At 72.0% G+C, this 18,104-nt stretch carries 18 protein-coding genes; 11 read left to right on the top strand and 7 right to left on the bottom strand.

Features of this window, described 5'->3' with window-relative positions; genetic code table 11:
- The first annotated feature begins 124 nt into the window (after window positions 1-124).
- From HUT16_RS17115 to HUT16_RS17080, 8 genes are all read left to right on the top strand, one after another.
- A complete protein-coding gene (locus tag HUT16_RS17115) occupies window positions 125-556 on the top strand; it encodes a hypothetical protein (protein WP_176189030.1) in 432 nt (143 codons plus the stop codon).
- Entirely contained in the window at window positions 553-1,521 is a 969-nt protein-coding gene (locus tag HUT16_RS17110) for a phosphotransferase family protein (RefSeq protein ID WP_176189029.1), read from the top strand. Before HUT16_RS17115 ends, HUT16_RS17110 begins: the two co-directional genes overlap by 4 nt.
- A gap of 373 nt (window positions 1,522-1,894) precedes the next feature.
- Entirely contained in the window at window positions 1,895-2,038 is a 144-nt protein-coding gene (locus HUT16_RS17105; protein ID WP_176189028.1) for a hypothetical protein, read from the top strand.
- A 50-nt stretch (window positions 2,039-2,088) separates the two neighbouring features.
- The gene (locus tag HUT16_RS17100) at window positions 2,089-2,700 is read left to right on the top strand and encodes a 2'-5' RNA ligase family protein (protein WP_176189027.1); all 612 of its coding nucleotides are present in this window, start codon (window positions 2,089-2,091) and stop codon (window positions 2,698-2,700) included.
- A gap of 86 nt (window positions 2,701-2,786) precedes the next feature.
- Window positions 2,787-3,638 carry a hypothetical protein gene (locus tag HUT16_RS17095; protein WP_176189026.1) on the top strand — a complete coding sequence of 284 codons (852 nt, stop codon included), beginning with the start codon at window positions 2,787-2,789 and terminating at the stop codon, window positions 3,636-3,638.
- Window positions 3,639-3,943: 305 nt separating this feature from the next.
- Window positions 3,944-4,471 carry a hypothetical protein gene (locus HUT16_RS17090; protein WP_176189025.1) on the top strand — a complete coding sequence of 176 codons (528 nt, stop codon included), beginning with the start codon at window positions 3,944-3,946 and terminating at the stop codon, window positions 4,469-4,471.
- Entirely contained in the window at window positions 4,468-5,304 is an 837-nt protein-coding gene (locus tag HUT16_RS17085) for an endonuclease/exonuclease/phosphatase family protein (RefSeq protein ID WP_176189024.1), read from the top strand. The genes HUT16_RS17090 and HUT16_RS17085 overlap by 4 nt, the downstream gene beginning before the upstream one ends.
- Window positions 5,305-5,435: 131 nt before the next feature.
- A complete protein-coding gene (locus tag HUT16_RS17080; RefSeq protein ID WP_176189023.1) occupies window positions 5,436-6,173 on the top strand; it encodes a hypothetical protein in 738 nt (245 codons plus the stop codon).
- A gap of 138 nt (window positions 6,174-6,311) precedes the next feature.
- Here the strand turns inward: HUT16_RS17080 and HUT16_RS17075 are convergent, their stop codons facing one another.
- Entirely contained in the window at window positions 6,312-6,674 is a 363-nt protein-coding gene (locus HUT16_RS17075; RefSeq protein ID WP_176189022.1) for a helix-turn-helix transcriptional regulator, read from the bottom strand.
- 19 nt (window positions 6,675-6,693) lie between these two features.
- Between HUT16_RS17075 and HUT16_RS17070 the strand changes: the two genes are divergently transcribed.
- From HUT16_RS17070 to HUT16_RS17060, 3 genes are all read left to right on the top strand, one after another.
- Window positions 6,694-8,148 (top strand): IS110 family transposase, encoded by a 1,455-nt coding sequence (locus HUT16_RS17070; protein WP_176189021.1) that lies wholly within the window; start codon window positions 6,694-6,696, stop codon window positions 8,146-8,148.
- 265 nt (window positions 8,149-8,413) lie between these two features.
- Window positions 8,414-8,743 (top strand): hypothetical protein, encoded by a 330-nt coding sequence (locus HUT16_RS17065; protein ID WP_176189020.1) that lies wholly within the window; start codon window positions 8,414-8,416, stop codon window positions 8,741-8,743.
- A 289-nt stretch (window positions 8,744-9,032) separates the two neighbouring features.
- Window positions 9,033-9,683, top strand: a complete 651-nt coding sequence (locus HUT16_RS17060; RefSeq protein WP_176189019.1) for a hypothetical protein — start codon at window positions 9,033-9,035, stop codon at window positions 9,681-9,683.
- 46 nt (window positions 9,684-9,729) lie between these two features.
- Here HUT16_RS17060 and HUT16_RS17055 read toward each other — a convergent pair whose 3' ends face one another.
- The 6 genes from HUT16_RS17055 to HUT16_RS17030 all read right to left on the bottom strand — a co-directional run bounded on the left by HUT16_RS17055 (window position 9,730) and on the right by HUT16_RS17030 (window position 16,220).
- On the bottom strand, window positions 9,730-9,897 hold the full coding sequence (locus tag HUT16_RS17055) for a hypothetical protein (RefSeq protein WP_176189018.1): 168 nt from the start codon (window positions 9,895-9,897) through the stop codon (window positions 9,730-9,732).
- Window positions 9,898-10,159: 262 nt separating this feature from the next.
- Entirely contained in the window at window positions 10,160-12,574 is a 2,415-nt protein-coding gene (gene cas3, locus HUT16_RS17050) for a CRISPR-associated helicase Cas3' (protein ID WP_176189017.1), read from the bottom strand.
- A gap of 16 nt (window positions 12,575-12,590) precedes the next feature.
- Window positions 12,591-13,268, bottom strand: coding sequence for a CRISPR-associated protein Cas5 (gene cas5 / locus HUT16_RS17045; protein WP_217712075.1), 678 nt, complete (start codon window positions 13,266-13,268; stop codon window positions 12,591-12,593).
- Complete coding sequence (gene cas7i, locus HUT16_RS17040; RefSeq protein WP_176189016.1) at window positions 13,265-14,287, bottom strand: type I-B CRISPR-associated protein Cas7/Cst2/DevR; 1,023 nt, start codon at window positions 14,285-14,287, stop codon at window positions 13,265-13,267. The genes cas5 and cas7i overlap by 4 nt, the downstream gene beginning before the upstream one ends.
- Window positions 14,284-15,732: a hypothetical protein gene (locus HUT16_RS17035; RefSeq protein ID WP_217712074.1), complete on the bottom strand. Its 1,449-nt coding sequence runs from the start codon at window positions 15,730-15,732 to the stop codon at window positions 14,284-14,286. The genes cas7i and HUT16_RS17035 overlap by 4 nt, the downstream gene beginning before the upstream one ends.
- Window positions 15,729-16,220: a CRISPR-associated endoribonuclease Cas6 gene (locus HUT16_RS17030; RefSeq protein WP_217712073.1), complete on the bottom strand. Its 492-nt coding sequence runs from the start codon at window positions 16,218-16,220 to the stop codon at window positions 15,729-15,731. Before HUT16_RS17030 ends, HUT16_RS17035 begins: the two co-directional genes overlap by 4 nt.
- Between the last annotated feature and the right edge of the window lie 1,884 nt (window positions 16,221-18,104).

Genomic DNA, 18,104 nt, shown 5'->3' with positions numbered 1-18,104 from the left:
CGCGCCGGAGCCGACCGGCTGGTCGACGCCATACGCCGACGCCTTCCGCCTCTTCGCCAGCGGCTCTCCGCACCGGCAGACCTGCGCGCAGCTGCACATCGCGCCCGACTCGCTGCGGTGGCGGATGAGGCGGATCTACGACCGCCTCGGCACCCGCACCCCGCTGCTGGCCGCGCTGGTCGGGCTGGCGCACCGCATCGTCTTGCCCGAGGACCTCGCCCCGTGGTGGCCGAACCCGCCCACCCTGACCGACCGGGAGACCTGCGCGCTGGCGCTGGCCGCGACGGGACTGCACCGCTACGAGGCCGCGCACCACCTTGGCCTCACCCCCGACGCACACGCCTACCGCCTGCGGCTGCTGCGCCGAAAGCTCGGCGTCTCCAGCACCTTCGACGGCGTCGTCGCCGCGGCCGTCAACGGCGTACTCGACCTGCCCGCGGTACCGCGCCGGCAACCACCACCGCTTGTCGCCCCCGTCCGGAGGACGACAGCAGCCCCACCTCCGGACACCGGCCGGGAACACCTTCTCCACCCAGCCCCCGAAGGACCTCGATGACCAGCTCCCTGTCCGTTCCCCTTCGCACGGCCGAGGCTCCGGATCCTGCCGACACCGCCCGGCAGGCGCTCACCGACGCGGCCCTGGACCAGGGGTTCGACCCGGACGGCGCCGAACTGCTGCACAACGCCCGGAACTGGGTCTTCCGCCTGCCCAACAGCGGCCTGGTCGGCAAAGTCCACAGCCGCTCCACCCACTACTCCGACGTGGCACGCCAAGCCCGTACAGCGGACGCCCTGCTGGCCGCCGACTTCCCCACCGCCGCGCCGGTCGGACGCATCAGCGTGGTTCGCGGCCACTTGGTCGACTTCACCAAGGACTTGGGGCCGGACCACCCCAGCCAGCGCCAGCACGGCGCTCTCCTCCGCCGCCTCCACCTCCTCCCGCGGCCGGCCAGGCTCGACATCGTCCGCGTGGACAAGGTCGCCCGCGCGTACGCGCGTCTGGACCGACTGCGCCCGAGCGCCGTCTCAGACACCGGCCGCGTCGGTCTGCGCCGCTTCCTCACCACCGCCGCCGACAGCTACCACCAAGCGCGCCGGTCTGAACTCTGCCTGACGCACGGCGACATCACCGTTACCAACGCCGCCCTTCCCGAGGACGGGGACGCGGCGCTCCTCGATCTGGAGACCTTCGGTCTCGGGGACCCCGCCTGGGACCAGGCCGCCAGCGCCTTCGCCCGGGCCGTCTTCGGCAAAGACCCCCAGGAGCACGAGGAGTGGGTGGGCGGGTACGGCTACGACATCGCCGAAGCCGACCCGGGGATGTACGAGCTGCTGGTGCCGATCATGGGCGTCAACTCGGCCCTGTTCTACCTCGACTGGGCCGACCGCATTCGCCCCGAAGCCCGCCACGAGGCGGAGCACCGCCTCGACACCCTCCTGACCGGCCGTCCGCTGCCCTGGGACTGGGCTCCCGTTCACCTCGTCAAGCCGTCGGCCGCCCCGAGCGGCAGCGCCCCGTGAGCCCGATGTTCCGCCCGCACCCCCTGTGTGCCTCCATCCACGCCGCCCTCGTCGCAGCCACCACCGGCGACCACCCCGTCGCCCTCGGCCTCCTCCAGGACACCGAGCCCGGCGGCCCATGGGAGAACGCCGTCACCGCCCTGTGCCGCCCCGGCGACCGGCACGCCAACTCGATCTCCGCTGCCACCCGCTCCCACGACGGCGGGCCGGTGGGCTACTACGATGCGGAGCCGTACGCCCAGCAGACACCTGATGACCTTGAGCACCAGGTCCTCGAAGGCACGCTCGGCACCGCGAACCCGGCCGCGCACCTGGGTGTGCCATGGGAGGCGACGGTCGGGTACTGGGAGGACGGTCGAGGCGACCCAGACCCGTGGGGGAGCACAGGATCGGCCTGGTGCTGGCGACCCGGCCCGTCGCCGGCGCCGTGGCCTGCTACCGCACCCACCGCAGCGAGGCCGCGCGCAGCGCCTCCGACCACCTGCCGGTCGTCGTCGACCCCGCCGCCCTGCCCTGACACACGATCACCGCGCCGAGCCCGTCTCCCGACCGAACAGGAGCACCGCCATGAAGCCGTTCTTCACCCCCCACCGGATGTGGCCTGGCGGCGGCCCGTACCCCCACTTCCTCATCCTGCTGGACCGCTACCCCGCCTACCGGGCGTTCGTGCGCGCCCACCACGACCTGCTCGCCGAGTATGGCGAGCGCCTGGGCGTGGTGCCCGAGCAGTGGCTCCACTCCACCGTCCAGGGTATCCACCACCCCTGTGACGCCGCGCAGCTGGACCAACTGCGTGCGGTCAGCCGGCGCGAGTTGCGGGGCCTGGCTCCCTTCACGCTCCAGCTCGGCCCGACCTGGCCGGGCATCACCGCGATCACGGTGGCCATGTATCCGGAGAACGGCATGGCCGAGCTCAACCGGCGTGTGCGGGTCGCAGCCGACGCCGTCCCCGGCATCGCCCTCCGCGACCAGCCGGCCAGGTTCTGGCCGCACACGTCCTTGGCCTACGCCCGCGACCACATCGGCGACGACGAGAGGCTCAACCGGGCCCTGCGGGCCCTGCGGCCCGAGCGGGTGGAGATCACCGTCGACCGGGTCCACCTCGTCAACCAGCGCCAGGACGTCGAGCAGGGCTGCTACACCTGGGACGTCGTCGAGGAGTTCCCCCTCGCCGGCTGAACTGCCGCCCCTGCCCGGCCGCGTTGCCCCCGCTGCCGGAAGAACCTCTCTTCGCACTGGATCTTCAACACCCACGGAAGGACCCCATGCACGTCATCACCGGTGAACTCCCCGGCGGCAGCCGCCCCTCCGAGGACCGCGTCCTCGTCAGCGACGACCACGACCTGGTGGTCGTCCTCGACGGCGTCTCCACCCTCAGCGACGACACGCCCCGCGGCGGCTGGTACGCCCAGACCCTCGGCGAGGAGATCCTCACCGCCCACCGCCGTACCCCGCACCTCGACCTGCGCGACACCCTCCACGCCGCCCTCACCACCGTGGCCGGCACCCACACCCTGACACCCGGCGTATCGCCGGCGGCCACCGTCGCGATCGTGCGCCACCGCCCCGACGACCACATGGTCGACGCCCTGGTCCTGTGCGACACGATCGTGCTCGCCCAACAGCACGACGGCAGCGGCAGCGTGGAAGTCCTGCGCGACGACCGGCTGGAAGACCTGGTGCGCCCGCACCCCGACATGGAGCGGATGTACGAGCACCTGCGCGCCGGGCACGGTTTCTCCTCGCCCGAGCACCGCGAGATGCTCGGGCGGCTGCGCCAGCACCAGATGCAGCACATCAACCGCGTTGGCGACCCGCAGGCGTACTGGGTGGCCGAAGCGGTCCCGGCCGCCGCCCGCCACGCGGTGGTCCGGTCCTGGCCGCAGGCGCAGCTGCGGCGCCTGCTGGTGGCGACCGACGGCGTCCAGGCCGGCGTCGAACCCTACGGCCTGTGGAACTGGGGGGCCCTCGTCGAGGCATGCGCCGACACCGGCATCGGGCCACAGCGGGTCGCCGAGCGCATCCAGGCGTACGAACACACCGACGACCCCGACGGCGCCAAGCACCCGCGCTACAAGGTCTCCGACGACAAGGCCGTGGCGCTGCTCTGGTTCTGAGCAGCGCCACGGCAACCGGACCCGGCCCCAGCACCCGTCCTGCCTTCACCGGTCAGCCCTGTCACGGTCGGTCCAGGAACACCTCTGCACTGCTGCCCTTCCCGCGACGAAGAGGCGAACCCGCCCACTTTGTCTGACCGCACCACCAACCGTCCTTCCCCGCACCGCCGGGCCCAGTAGATTCACCAGCAGCACGATTCAAGCCCACCTGCGGCCGGAGCTGTTCGCCCGGCTCCGGCCGCAGGCCGCCCCGCTCCCGCCAGTCGCGCGCGGAGCAGACCCGTCGTCGAAACGGAGAATTCCCGATGGCCGACACCGCCCTCCTGCGTGCCCGGGCCGTCCGCTGGCGCGGCACCGGCGGCTCCGCCTGTTGGGAGCGGGCATGGGAGCGGGCCTTGAACGAGATCCTCCCGCTCTACGCCCAGGAGAACAGGGAAAGGGAAGAGGGTGACTTCCGCCTTGTGCGTTGGGCCGAGGGCATCGCTGGCCTCGCCCTGGCCTACTACCTCATGGCCGCCGCCACCGGCACGCCCGTCGAGCAGGTGCCCTCCGACGATGTCCGCGCCCTCGCAGCCCCGGACCCGGACACCCACAGCGTCCTGCCCGTAGTCGCCCGCATCGACGCCCTGGTCGATCGCGCCGGGCACCGCCGTGACACCCAGGGCGACCCGGTCGCTGCCTGCTGGCTGGACCTGCGCGAAGACTGCTCCCCGGCCGCGCACGGCATTTACGACGACGCGGTGCTGGCCCAGCCGATGTGGCGCCAGGGCCCTGACAAGGCCCGCTCCTTGTCCGTCGTCCTGGAACACACCGCAGCGGCGGGTACCCGGTGACCGGGTACCCGCCGCTGCGCGTGGTCACGTTCAACTCCTTGTTCGGTGGGTACTCCGACGACGGCCTCGGCTTACCGGAGCGCTGGGACGGGCAGATGGAGTTCCTCCGGAGCCTGCGGCCGGACGTGCTGCTGGTGCAGGAGTGCAACTTCTGGGACCTGCTGGGCGGGCGCCGCCTGCACCGCGCCGTCAACGCCATCGGCATGGCCGCCGGCCACCTCGCCAGAGCCAACAAGACCACGGGCGGGCACCGCTTCCACTCCGTGATCATGATCAGCGACCGCGTCCGAGTGCTCGCCCAGGACTACGACCGCGCCCGCTACCACCACACGATGGGCTGGGCGAACCTCGCGGTGCCCGGCCACCCGGGCATCACCCTTGAAGTGCGCAACCTGCACCTCGATCCGTTCGACCCGCGTAACCGCTCCCGGGAGGTCGGGCCGCTGGAAGTCCTCGCCGCACCCGGCCGCCACGCAATGGTCGCCGGCGACCTGAACGCCATCGGTGCAGACTTCCCCGAACCCGACTGGGGACAGATGTCGCCCCATCTGCTCAACGGCCATCTGCGGCCGCCCGGCGAGGCCGAGGTCGGTGACCGCGGCGCGGTGGCCCTGCTGGCACGCGCCGGATTCGTCGACGCGGCCGTCATGGCCGGCCAGGCCGACGTTCCCACCGCTGCGTTCGGCGACGGTGACGTACCGCGCCGCCAGGACCTGATCTTGGCCAGCCCCGCTCTGGCCCCGGCGGTGGCCGGCTACCAGGTCCACCGCCGACCGGTCGACGAGGGGCTGTCCGATCACTGCGCGGTCAGCATCGACCTCAACCTGGGCTGAGGAGTCCAGCCCGATTGCGGCGCTCCAAAGCAGGCCCAGCCGCCCCTCTGCACGGCTAGCATGGTGACGGGCTCTCCACGGTGGCGAGGATGCGGGCCTCAATTCGGTGCAGGGCCAGAGATGGAGACGCGATGGCCTGGAAGATCACTGTTGACGGGCCGATGAATGTCCATCAGAAGTCGCCTCAAAACGCCAGCTACGGTCGCGTCCGCGACTTCGCCAGCTGCTACGGTCGGCCGCTTCCCAAGCCGCCGCCGGTATTCGACAGCGTGCCCGTCGAATGCCGCTACTGCGGCAGTACCAGCGGCTTCCTCGTCACCGGGGACTGGGACGGTATCGGGAAGCTCTGCTGCCTGCGGTGTGATCGGGAGTTCGGCCTGGGCGATCCGCTCCTTGCCGCCGGCCTCCTCAAGGAGTGCATCCTCGCCTCGATCAGCCAGTCCGGCCGCGACGCCAATGCCATCTGGGAGATGCCCGCGCCCAGCCTCACGGCGGCGATCCGCCCGAAGGCCGCCGCCGCTCGTACCGCGTTCGCCTCCGGGCTGTGGGTTCTGTCCAGCGAGACCGTCTCGTTCCTGGAAAGCCTGCTCATCCGCTTGCGGCGGCCCCAGAGGATGGCGGGGTACTCCCTGGGGGAGCGCATCGACCAGGTCCAGCGTGCCGTGGTCGCCCTCCACGAGCAGCGGGGTTCCGAGTGGACGGTCCAGCAGTGGCTCAGCGAGTGCGGCCAGGCCCTCGCCCCCGCCGCGGCGTTCAGCGACAGTGAGTTCCGCACGTCGCTGCCGGTCGGGCTGATCGACGCTGAGGAAGCACTCGGCCGGGTCCGCGAGGAACTGCGCCGCGCGATCGACCAGACGGGCACCGCCTGAGTACGAGGCGATTCGCGGACGGCGGATACCGGCCAGGGTTGGGTCCGGCGCGCCCGGTTCGGGCCGCTGCCTGGCCTGACTCCGGGCTGTTGTTTCGAGCAGCTCTCCCGCGACCCCTGCTGCGGTCGGGCGTGGACGCTACGGCTCCTGGCCGTCCGCCAGTTCGGCGTGCAGGCCGGCGGGGTACAGCGGGGCCTTCAGGGCGACTTCGAGCAGTAGGACGGTGTGCACGGAGGGCAGGCGGCTGCCCTGCAGGACGGTCATGACGGTGGGGTGGGTCACCTGGGAGCCGGTCAGCCGCGAGAGTTCGCGGGCGCCCAGACGCTGTCGCTCCATGGCGGCCCTGAGCGCCTCGGCGATGGCCTGTCCGAGGTGCGCGCCCGGGGGCGCGTCGGGGACGAGGGGGCCGGCGGGCCAGATGCCGCCGTCGGCGAGGTAGGCCCGGGGGACGACCTCCCGCGGCATCTCGCACCCCACAACGTCGATCGTCTCCGAGCTCACTGACCCGCCCCATTCTTCCGTGCCCCGGTGCGCCGACCGCGCCATCTCGGGTGGTAGTTTTTTCTACCACCTGGAGGGGGTGTTCGAACGCATGCTCTATGTGGGCATTGACTGGTCGTCGGGGTGGCTCGACCTCGCGGTGCTCGACGGTGCCGGCGTCCTGCTGCTGGAGCGCCGCATCGTCTATGCCGACGAAGCCGACCCGGTGGCCGCCTACCTGGATCTGCTGCGGTCCCTGGCCCGCACCTGGCGTTCCGCCAGCGTGACCGGGATCGAGGAGGTGGGGCTGCCGTTCGCGCGGGCCCTGCTGGCGGCCGGACTGCGCGTGGTCCACGTCGATCCGACCCTGGCTGCCCGCCACCGCGCCGCCCTGGGCATCGCGAAGTCGGACCGGGCGGACGCCAGGTTGCTGGCGGACCTGGTCCGCCAGGGGATTTACCGCCGCGTGCTGGAGAGCAGCCCGCAGGCACAGGCGCTGCGGGTGGTCGCCCACGCCCACCGGGCGGCCGTCGAGGACCGGATGGAGGCCGTCCATGCGCTGCGCGCCGCCCTGGAGCGGGCCTGGCCGGCCGCCATCACCGCCTGGCCGGCCTCCCGCGGCGGCCTGAGCAGTCCGCAGGCCCTGGCTGTCCTGCGCGCCGCGCCCGGACCCCGGGCGGCCGACCTGCTCACCCGCGCCCGACTGGCCGACCTGCTGCGCGAAGCCGGGCGCACCCGTCGGCTGGAGGACGAGGCCGAGCGGCTCCACCTGGCCTTCAGCAGACCCGCGATGCTGCTGCACCCCCAGCTGGAGGAGGCCGAGGCCATCCGGATCGCGGACCTGGCCGAGACCCTGTCGAGCGCGGTCGCCCGCGTCCGGCGGCTGGAGGTGCACCTGGCCTGCCACTACCGTCGCCACCGCCACCACCACGTCACCACCGGAATCCCGGGCATCGGCGATATCCTCGGCGCCCAGCTGCTGGCCGAGATCGGCGACCGGCCCGGCGAGCGCTTCGGCGACGCCCGCGCCCTGGCCGCGTACGCCGGGGTCTCACCCGTCACCTGGTCCTCCGGGACCATCGTCCGCGTCTCCCTGCGCCGCGCCTCGTCCCGCCTGCTGCGCTCCACGCTCCACCGCGCCGCGTTCTCGTGGTCCCGGCACTCCCCGGGCGCGGCGGCCTACTACCGCGCCCGGCGCGAGGCCGGCGACCCCCACACCACCGCCCTGCGCAAGCTGGGCCGCAAGCTCATCATGTGCCTGTACCACTGCGTGACCACCGGGGTGGGGTACGACGACGCCCTCGCCTTCGGCTACACCCCGGGGCCCGGCGCGCCGACGCTGGCCAGGCAGCCGCTGCTCGGCGAACAGGACGTCGCCCGCGCCCGGGACCTCCTCGCCCTGCCCAACGCCAGCGTCTCCGCCGTGGCGAGCACCCTGGGGGTCAGCCGCCAGAGCATCGGCCGGCACGTCCTCGGCAGACCGAGGTCCCGCTGACCGCCCCGCCCGTCCCAGGGCGCAGGTGTCCCCCGTACTGCGGGTGAGACCTCCGCCCTCGGCCAGGGCGGACGCGAGGCGGGTGGGCCGCGGTACGCCCGCTGATCTCCGGGCCACCGAGCCCCTACGTGGGAATGGCGCCCGCACCGCCCACCCGCCTCGCCACCCCCAGGAAGCACGCCGGCCCCGACCGGCACGCCCCCCACTCCGTCCCTGGAGACCCCTCCACCGGGCACCGCCGCACCCAGCGAAGGAGAGCGCCCCCATGACTGCAGACGACAAGGCCACCGACCCGACCCTCGGCTTCGCCGGGCCCATCCCGCACCCGCCGACGAAGCAGGGGCCCAACGGCCGGACGCTGCGCCGCCGCTGGATGCTCACCGGCTACCAGGCACCCGTACTCGGCAACGCCCACTTCGAGTCGGCGTTCGTCCCCGACGACGGCACCCCGGACGGAGAAGTCCTCCACGAGTGGCACGAGAGGGACGGCTTCCTCCCGCTGTGCCTCGTCGTCACCGGCTGGACGTACTGGTCCTGCCACCGCGCGTACGAACGCCTCTGGGCCGAACGCAAGACCGCGGAGACGGCCTCGTAGTACTGCCAGGAAACCGCCGCCAAGAACAGGCGGCAGCGCTGCCCCCGCTCACCGGCCGGGCCGGAGCAACACCTTATGAGTCACCCCGGACTTCGAGTCCCGACGCGGGAGCGGTGCCGCGTCCGGCCGCCTCTCCGCCCACCCGAAGCGGCCCCTTCGCCCCGCGGTGGACGGGCGGCCGGGACGGAGACGCCCCACTTCACCAACCGGGCCCCGAGCCCCGAGGAGAGTACGGCGCTGCCCGGCCGCCACCCAACCACTTCAACATCGAACCCAGGGAAGGACCTTGATGCGCGACCTCCTCGACGAGACGTACCTGAACACCCTCTGCGGGCACCTCGCGGAACGCCCACCGGCCCGCGGCGCGTGGCTGGACCGGGCACGCGGTTGGTCATCCCCGCCGAGCGACCGCCGCCAGGGGGCCTGGCTGAGGATCGCCACCACGCCGCACGTCCTCTACGAGGTCGCGGCCGACGCCGAGGTGCCGCTGCCGCCGAGCACCGGCGACACCCACCCGCTGCAACTCGTCGCCCAGGACAACATGCTGGCCACCACCCTCGCCGTGTACGCCACGCTGATAACGACCGCCCCCGGCGGCGAAGCCCACCTCGCGGGCGGCCCCAGCATCGGCACGATCATCGGCAACCTGGTCAAGCGCGGCCCCACCCACGCCGTCACCGCCCGCGCCACGGTCCGAGAGATCGCCCGCAGCGGACGGCCCGCCATGTCCCGGGTCGTCCACGACGCCGGCCGGGCCCGCGGCTCCCGCGTCGACCTGCGCACCGTCGCTGCGCTCTCCTTCGCCATCGCCGGAAGCCACCGCCTCCAGCGACTGACCACCAACCCCACCGGGCACTGGCCCAACGCCCTCAACACGGAGGAGCAGCTCTGGGAGCCCGCCACGGAGGTGATCCGCGACTTCACCGCAACTGCCCACTAGAGAGTGTCCGGCCGATCGTGCGCGGAGTCGGGTGGTGGGTTGACTCCTACCAGAGGATGACGACCAGTCCGCCGTCGCCGGTGTTCCCGTTCCAACCGCCCTTGCCGCCCTGGCCGGGCTCGGAGTAGACAACGTGTCGCTCGCCCCGGCCGCCGTCGCCGCGGCGGATGCTGGCGGGCAGGGTGTAGGCGGTACCGTCGGGGCCGGTGGGCACCGTGGCCGGGCTGGCGCCGAACAGGCGCTGGACCTGATCCGTGAGGAACTACGCCGTGCGATCACCTTCATGGGCACGGCCGGAAGCGGCGCCAGCCTGCTGGCGGCGCATGACCCCGTCGGTGCCGTATACGTCGTCCGATACGTGTATCAGCCGTCATCCGGTCCGGCCTCGAAGCTGCGGGCAGTGCCTTCGCGTGGCCTTCCGTCGCAGCGTTCGTGAGCTGTGTCGCCAGTGCCGCACGTCACGTTCCTCGTACGCTTCATGATGGGCTGCTGTGTGCTTCCGGAGGGTGGCCGCGGACATTGAGCAGTCCGAGGTCGGGGTCGTAGTCGGCGTCGAGGACGTGGACGTCCAGGGCGTGTTCGTAGCGGCTGAGGAGGACGGCCGATGGGGACAGGGGGATGAGGTATTCGTCGGCGAGGAGGCGTCCTTCGGCTCGGGTGCCCTGGGCGAGGGCTTGGGTGTAGGCGTCGAGGTGCTGTTCGAGGACGGCTTCGGTGCCGTCGAAGAGTTCGTCGAAGGAGCGGGAGAGGCGGGAGCGGTCGGCGAAGGGGTAGTGGAAGGTGAGGAAGGCGTTCTCGAAGCTGCGGCGGTGGGCGATGACGTCGTGGTGCCAGCGGCGGCCCCAGTCGGTGGTGTAGATGATGTTGAGCCAGCCGGTCGCGTCGGTTTCGTCGATGATGCGGTGGCGGTGGTCGAGTAGGTGCCGCCAGGCCGCTTCGACGGGTTCGCGGGGGTAGATGCCGTCGGCGAACTCGCCGGGCTGCTTGCTGCGGCGGGTCCAAGCGGGGGCGTGGACGATGACGTCGGCGGGTTCGCGCAGCCCGAGGCGGTTGACCCGGCCGAAGCGCTGCAGGAGGGCTTCGAGGACCGCGGCGGCGGTGAACAGGACGTCGAGGTCGAGGTCGAGGCTGACCTCGACGGCCTGGGTCGCGACCAGCAGGCCGGGCATGCGGTGGGCCGCGGTGCTGGCGAAGCGGGCGCCGATGCGGCGCTCGATGCGGCTGCGGTCCCGGCGCTCGAAGCGGGAGTGCAGGAGGAAGGCGCTGTCGTTGCCGTGCAGGGCGCGGCAGTGGGGGGCGAGGCAGGTGAACAGGGCCAGGGCGTGGGCGATGTTGTTGGCGACGACCAGGACGCTGCGGCCGAGTTCGAGTTGGGCGCGGACCTCGGCGGCGGTGGCCGGGTGGGTGAGGTGGCGGTGGCGTACCTGGAGGCGGTGGCGGGGCGGCAGGCCGAGGTCGGGGGTGTCGATCAGGGTGGGCTGGTGGGTGAGGGTGGTGGTGAACAGGTCGGCGAGGGCGTCGGGCAGGGTGGCGGAGGCGACAGCGATCCTTCCGCCCAGGCGCTCCCACAGACGGGCGGCGGCGAGGATGTAGCCGAGGCGGCGGGGGTCGTAGGCGTGCAGTTCGTCGAGGATGAACACCGAGTTCGCGGCGTCCACGAGCAGGCCGGCGTGGGCGGGGCCGGCGAGGGCGGCGCGCAGCAGCTGGTAGGGGGTTCCGACGCGGACGCTTTCGCGGAACAGGCGGGTGGCAGCCTGCCGGGACAGGGCTTTGGCGGCCTCGTCTGGTGCGGGACGGCCGGGGTGCTCCGTGTCCTGGTCGGTGTCGTCGGTGGGGCGAATGGCGGCGGCCAGGTGGTAGGAGGCGGCGCGGGAGTGGGCGACGCCGACCAGACCCGGGTCGCCGAGGAGGTCGGCGAAGCGGTCGGCCATCGCGTTGATGGAGGCGAGGTAGGGCAGGACGTAGAAGAGGCGGGGGGTGCCGCCCATGCGGTGGGCGAGTTCGGTGATCTGCAGGGCCGCCCACAGCAGGAGCGCTTCGGTCTTGCCGCTGCCGGTGGGCGCGTGCAGGAGCATGTGGCCGGTGGTTGCGGCGGCGCGGAGCTGGTGTTCGCGCAGCCCCTGTCCCCGGTGGGCCATCCGTTTTTCCAGGGTGGGGCGGAAGCGGTGGTTGAAGGGCTGGTCGGTGTGGAGGGTGCCGTGGGCGGAGGAGAGGTGGTCGGCGAGGGTGACGGCGCCCTGGAGCAGGGCGGCGGCCAAGCCGGTGTCGGTGTCCACTCCCACTGACCAGCGCTCCAGCAGGCAGTCGAGGACGTCGTGCGCGGCGTCGAGGAGTTCGCCGGCGTTGGGCGCGTCGGCGGGGCGGGGCGCGGTGGGCAGGGCGGAGGAGGCCGCGGTGGTGCGCAGCCAGCCGGCCATGGCCTGTACCGCGGGGTCGTCGATGTGGCCGATCCGCTCGGCGAGTTCGTCGGGGGACAGTCCCTCGTAGAGGAAGCGAAGGTCCCGGCCGGTGCTTCCGGTCAGGGCGCGGTGGTGGGTGGCGACGCCGGCGGCGACCCACGGCAGCAGCGACCCGTCGGGGACGAGGGCGGGCAGGAAGCCGAGCGAGACGACTTCGTGCCGCTCGCCCCAGGGCTGTGCCCGGTCGCGGACCATCTTCTGGAATCCGTCGGTGATCTTGCCGCTGTCGTGGCACAGTCCGCCCAGCTGGGCGGCCGGCCAGAACAGGTCCTTCAGGGGGCCTTCGGCGGCGTCGATCCGGCCGATGCGGTGGGCGAGTTCGCTGCCCGCGGTCAAGGTGGCCGCCAGGTGGGCGGTCAGTTCCTCGGCCGGCTGGCCGCGCTTCGCGCTCTTGGCCAGCAGACCCCGTAGCTCCCGCGTGCTCGTGTCCATGTGGGCTTCCCCGGGTTCAGGGCCGGTCGGGGGCGGTGGTGAAGTGGAGCGCGGGATGGACCGGCGGCAGCAGCACGACGGCCTGGCCGTCGGTGTCCGCCCGGCTCCCCGGCACCGGGAGGGGGCTGCGGCCGGTGGCGTCGTGCCGGAAGTCGCCCCACACCGCCCGCCCGTGGTCCGGCGCGGCGGCGATCGGCAGCCGCAACGGCGTGCCCCGGGCCTTGGGGAAGGCGGGGACGAGAGCGCCGCGCTGCTCACCCTCGCCGGGGGCCAAGGTGGTGTGGTCGAGGCGGATGCCGACGAGGTCCTGGCTGCGGCCCAACCGCATCGGCCACACCGGGCGCCGCAGTCGCTGCCACCACAGGTCCATGTCCTCCAGCAGCCACACGGTCGCCACCGTGTCGGCGAGGAACTCACGCTCGCGCGGGACCGGGAAGGGCGTCTTCCCCCGGGGCGCCAGCGGGTGGTAGGTCTCCAGGTCCACGCCGAGGCCGGCGGCGTGGAAGGCCAGGGCGAAGCGCAGCCGGACATCGACACTGCCCCAGCCGCCGGCCACCGCCGCGAGCATGCCCGCGACGGTGGACGGCGGCGGGCAGGGGTGCGTGACCTGCGCCGTGGCGTAGAGGTGGTTGCGGAAGGAAAGCACCGGGGCGGTCAGTGTCACCCTCAGCGCCTCGACCGGGGCGCCGCTCACGCGCTGTCCTCGAACCAGGCGTCGTGGCGGCCCTCCTCGAACCGGTCGGCCAGGTCGGTCAGGACCGTCCGGGGGTGCCCGATGGCGACCTTCTTCGCCTTGACGAGGTCGGCCAGGTCCTTGGCGGCCCGCTCGCGCTGGCCGTCGAGGAAGCCGGGTGCCCAGCCGATCAGCACCTGACCGTCCAGTTCCTCGCTCCACGCCCCGATCTCCTCGCGCAGCACGTCCGCCTGGAACACGGCCTTGCCGTTGCTGGCGCCCAGGATGCGGGTGAACGGGTTCACCCCGCCCTTGAGAGGGGCCAGCAGCACCAGCGCCGGAGTGCGGTCGCCGTAGTGGAGGGACTTCTTCGCGCCGCCGTGCAGCCGGGCCAGCGCCCGCAGCAGCACCACCACGCGCCGCCGACGCTCCGCCAGCGGCAGGCGCACCGCCTCGGTGCTGCGCAGCACGGTCTCCTCGGCGCCGGCCTCGATCGCCTCGGCGATGCTCTCGGGGCTGAGCGCGGGCCGCAGACCCGAGCCGTTGGTCTCGAAGACGCCGACGCGGGGCAGGTCCAGGAGCACGTCACCGGCCAGGACGGCGCTGTAGAACTCGTGGGAGTGGATCACGGGATTCTCCCCGGTGGGGAAGTCCCGGGTCATGGTGCCGAAGTCCTCGGTGGGGCGCTGCGGGGCGACGGAGACGAAGGTTCCGGTGGCCAGCACCGTGTCGCGGTAGTGGCTGTCCTGCGGCTTGGCGACCATGTAGCCGAACAGGTCGTCGTCCAAGTACAGGTCGGGGCGGCCCGCGGTGTGGGCCTGCTGCTTGTCCTTGCCGCCGCTGCGGGTCACCGGCGAGCGCGGCTCCTGCTCGGGCATGGTGGCGCGCAGCCAGTACCGGAACGCGGGCGTGGAGATGTACGGGTGGACGTCCGGGCCGACTCGCATCTGCTTGACCCTGCCGGTGTTCTCGTCCGACTTGCCGTTGTTCGGGGCGCCCGCCACCACGTCCAGAACGATCTTCCCTGCCAGGCACGTCATTTCTCGTCCTCCGTCCCGAAGCCCGGGCGCCACTCGTCTTCGAGGCCGCCCTCCCCGCCCTCGTCCCCGTCCTCCTTGTCGCCCTTCTCGGCAGGCTTCCAGCCGAGCGTGTTCAGCTCCTGCAGCACCCCCACCACGAGCATGTTCCGGTGGAACCAGCCCGGGTTCTCCGACACCGGGTTGAACAGGAGCTCGAAACTCCGCTCGGTCACCAGCGGCCCCTTCACCCCCGGGGGCGGGTCGACGGCCCACTGCACACCCTTGGAGGTCAGCCACTTGCGCAGACCACCCGGGTCGCTCAGCAACCTGCGGAAGGCGCGCAGGTCCCCGGGGGAGGTGGCGGTGCTCAGCAGCGCGGCCACGTTGCGTGCGGTCCCGGCGATCTCCGCCAGGTCTTTCTCGGTCATCAGCATCACCTCGGTGGCGAAGGAGTCGAGCAGCCGTGCCAGGGCCCGCGTGCGGGACCGGTCACTGCCCGCGCCGGTCAGGTTGCCCAGCAGCCGGGGGATCCCGGCGGACACGATCCGCTGCGGGGAGCGGAAGGCGTTGCGGGCCAGCGACACCAACCCGGGCGTCGACGCGCTCTCGTGGGCCCGCACCAGCTCCGCGAAACCGGCACGCAGGCCCTTCAGCCGCTGGGTGCGGCGCAGCCACTCCGCCAGCGGCTGCTCCAGCGAGTGGATCTCCAGCATCGGGTCGCGGTTGCTGTTGCTGAACACCATCAAGTCGACGGAGGCACCCACCGGTCGGCGGTGGGTGCGCAGCGCCTCCAGCGCCACCACCTCCCGCGCCTGGATTTGCCGTCTGCTGCCGTCGCCGGTGGCGGCGAGCATCCGGTTGAAGTCGACCTGCTCGGCCACCGCGTGCTTCAGGAAGGCGTCGTCCCAGCTGTGCAGGGCTACCGACGGGCCGCCGGTCAGCCGCACCCCGTAGGGAAGGGCGTAGAAGCTGTTCAGGCACGGCCAGCACAGCGCCACCCCGGTGTGGCCGCGGGGCGTGCAGTTGCGGTAGGAGCTGCTCTCGGCCAGCGGCACGTCGCTCTTGCCGTAGAACCCGACCGCCTGCCGCGAGCACAGCACGCACGCCACCGACGGCCACTGCTGCCGGCCCGGCAGCGTCCGCCACCGCCGCACCCACTCCCGCACCCCGTCGTCGGAGCGCTTGCCGTTGCTCGGGTGGTTCATCGCCGTGTCGGGGAAGAACGAGTGGCTGGCCTTCAGCCAGAACCCGTCGGCCGCCTTGGTGTCGCGGCCCAGCGCGGCGCGCACCGCGTCCTCGGCCATGACCTCCAGCGCCGCCTCGAAACCCTCCGCAGTCATCCGGTCGGGGGCGTCCTCGCCGGCCAGCGCCGCGAGCGCGAACGCGCCCACCCGCTGCAGCGGATGCGGGGTCAGCACGAGCCGGTACTGCTCGCCCTTGCCAGGGTCCACGACCGGGTTCGTCATGTCGCGATCCATCCGCATCCGGTGGAGTTCGCCTGGCCCAGCCCCCAGCTCCACAGGGCACGCAGCGTCTGCGGCGCCCCTGACAGCTCCACCTCCACCGCTGCCCCCGGCTTGCTGCCGTACTTCCCCACCACCGACGTCCTCGGCCCCACCCAGAACACCGACTCCAGCCCCACCCCGGCATCCAGGCCCAGCGTCTCGGCCTTGCGCCTCAGGTTCCCCTGGAAGTAGCCGGCCCACTCCCTCTCGCCCGGCAGCACCCACGCCTGCCGCGGCCCTCGCACCCCGTCCTCGCTGTACCCGGAGCCCTTCATCACCACCGGCGTCACCGTCCGGAACACCGCCCGGCCCTCCGCGAACTCCGGCGGCGCGAGCACCGATAGCCCCGTCAGCCGCAACGCCACCCCGCCCCAGTCCAGAAGTTCACGCTCCTTGAACCCGGACGCCAGCGCCCGCACGACCTGCGGAAGAGGACTCCCGAACTCCACAACCCCCCGTCCACCCGCCGCCCGACCCCCAGGACGCCCCCGCGCCCTGGAGAACACAGGCGCCCCGTACCCGAACGGAACCATCCCGTACGGGCCCTCGCCCCCCTCGTGCAACCGGCTTCCGAGCGCCGGCGCCACCCGCCCCAGCACGTCGTACACCAGCCCCCGCCCCGGAGCCAGCACACTGCCATGCGGCAACCTAGCCGCAGACGTCACAACCGCCAGCCGTATCCTCATCCGCACCCCAGATGGTCTGGGCAAAACGACAGCTGATACCCAATTCAGCCTTACACCAAGACTCCGAAGACCGCCACCCGGGAGCCCCCAGCCGCCAACCACTCCTCCCGCGGGTTTACCCTGGGGGTCCTCACCATCCCTCGGAGTGGTAGCAACGAGTTGACGAAGAGGGAGACCTCCCGCAGGACCTCCGTCCTCACCATCCCTCGGAGGGGTAGCAACTAGGGCTGGTGGTGGGGCAGGCCGTTGCCGTAGCCGGTCCTCACCATCCCTCGGAGGGGTAGCAGCGCCCGACCCCGCCCGCGATCCTGCCGGACAGCCGCAGGTCTATACCACCCCTCGGAGGGGTAGCAACCTGGCTACCACGTGCGCGCTCTCGTGCAGGCGGGTTCCACACCATCCCTCGGGGGGAGCAGCAACGGGTCGGGGTACGCCAGCAGCGTGTACGGACATCGCCATCTTTTGCTAACCCTCAGAGGGGTAACAACACCAGGGGGTCCTCGCCGTATCCGACAAGGACAGCCTTCCACACCGCTTCTAGGAGGGGTAACAACGTTTGCGACACCGACCGGAACTGCACCAGCTCGGGTCCGTACTACCCCTTGGAGGGGCAGCAACACGCCGCAGACGGCGTCACCCGGCTCAACCGCTCCCGTCCGCACCACCCCTTGGAGGGGTAGCAACGACAGGAACGTGGCGATGCTGCGCCGGGCGGGGCCCGTCCGCACCACCCCTTGGAGGGGTAGCAACGTGGTGATCGAGGAACCGCAGCCGCTGGCGTCGGCGGTCCGCACCACCCTTGGAGGGGTAGCAACGGCCTATGGACATCCGAATGTCCATGACCTGACCTGTCCGCACCACCCCTTGGAGGGGTAGCAACCCCGGCTGGAGCGGGTCCGCCGCGAGATGGGCCAGCGTCCTCACCACTCCCCGGAGGGGTAGCAACGCGAGCGCTGGCCAGCGTTGGAGCGGGCGACCTGGCGTCCTCACCATCCCTCGGAGGGGTAGCAACACCATCGCGGCCTCGTCGATGACCAGGACGTGTCTCCACCACCCCTCGGAGGGGTAGCAACTCTTTCGGGGCGCCCGTGCCGTACGTGCGGAGTCTGGTTCACGCCATCCCTTGCAGGGGTAACAATGTGTAGTGGGCATTCAGCATTTTGTGCTGGGCCGCCTTGCCACCCCTGGGAAAGGTAGCAACTGGGCATGCTGCTCCCCACCGGCGCGCCGCCGCCCCCTTGGAGGGGTACCAACTGGTGCTGGATCGGACAGGCGGGGCCTCCCCTCGGGCCCCACTGCCCCTTGAAGGGGTACCAATGTGTAGGCGCCCGGGGGCAGCAGCACATCGGCGGCCCTCACTGCCCCTTGGAGGGGTACCAACCCAGACACCATTGAGTGGACTCCGTAACCGGCGAGCCCGAATCCTCACCACCCCTTGGAGGGGTAACAACGGGTGCAGGGTACCGATCGAGTGGATGACCACCTAGAGCTCTCACCGCTCCTTGGAGGGGTAGTAACGCCCACTGGCCTCGGATGTCGCCGCCATCGGCCTCGGTACCGGTGCGGACCTCTACCGATGCCGAATGGCCGCGAATACGTCAGTACCGGGTATCGGCTGTCTGGTGCGCAGATGAGCGACGAGTGGCG

Origin of the sequence: Kitasatospora sp. NA04385 (assembly GCF_013364235.1) — a bacterium.
Classification (GTDB): domain Bacteria; phylum Actinomycetota; class Actinomycetes; order Streptomycetales; family Streptomycetaceae; genus Kitasatospora.
This window is presented reverse-complemented; position numbering and strand designations above follow the sequence as displayed.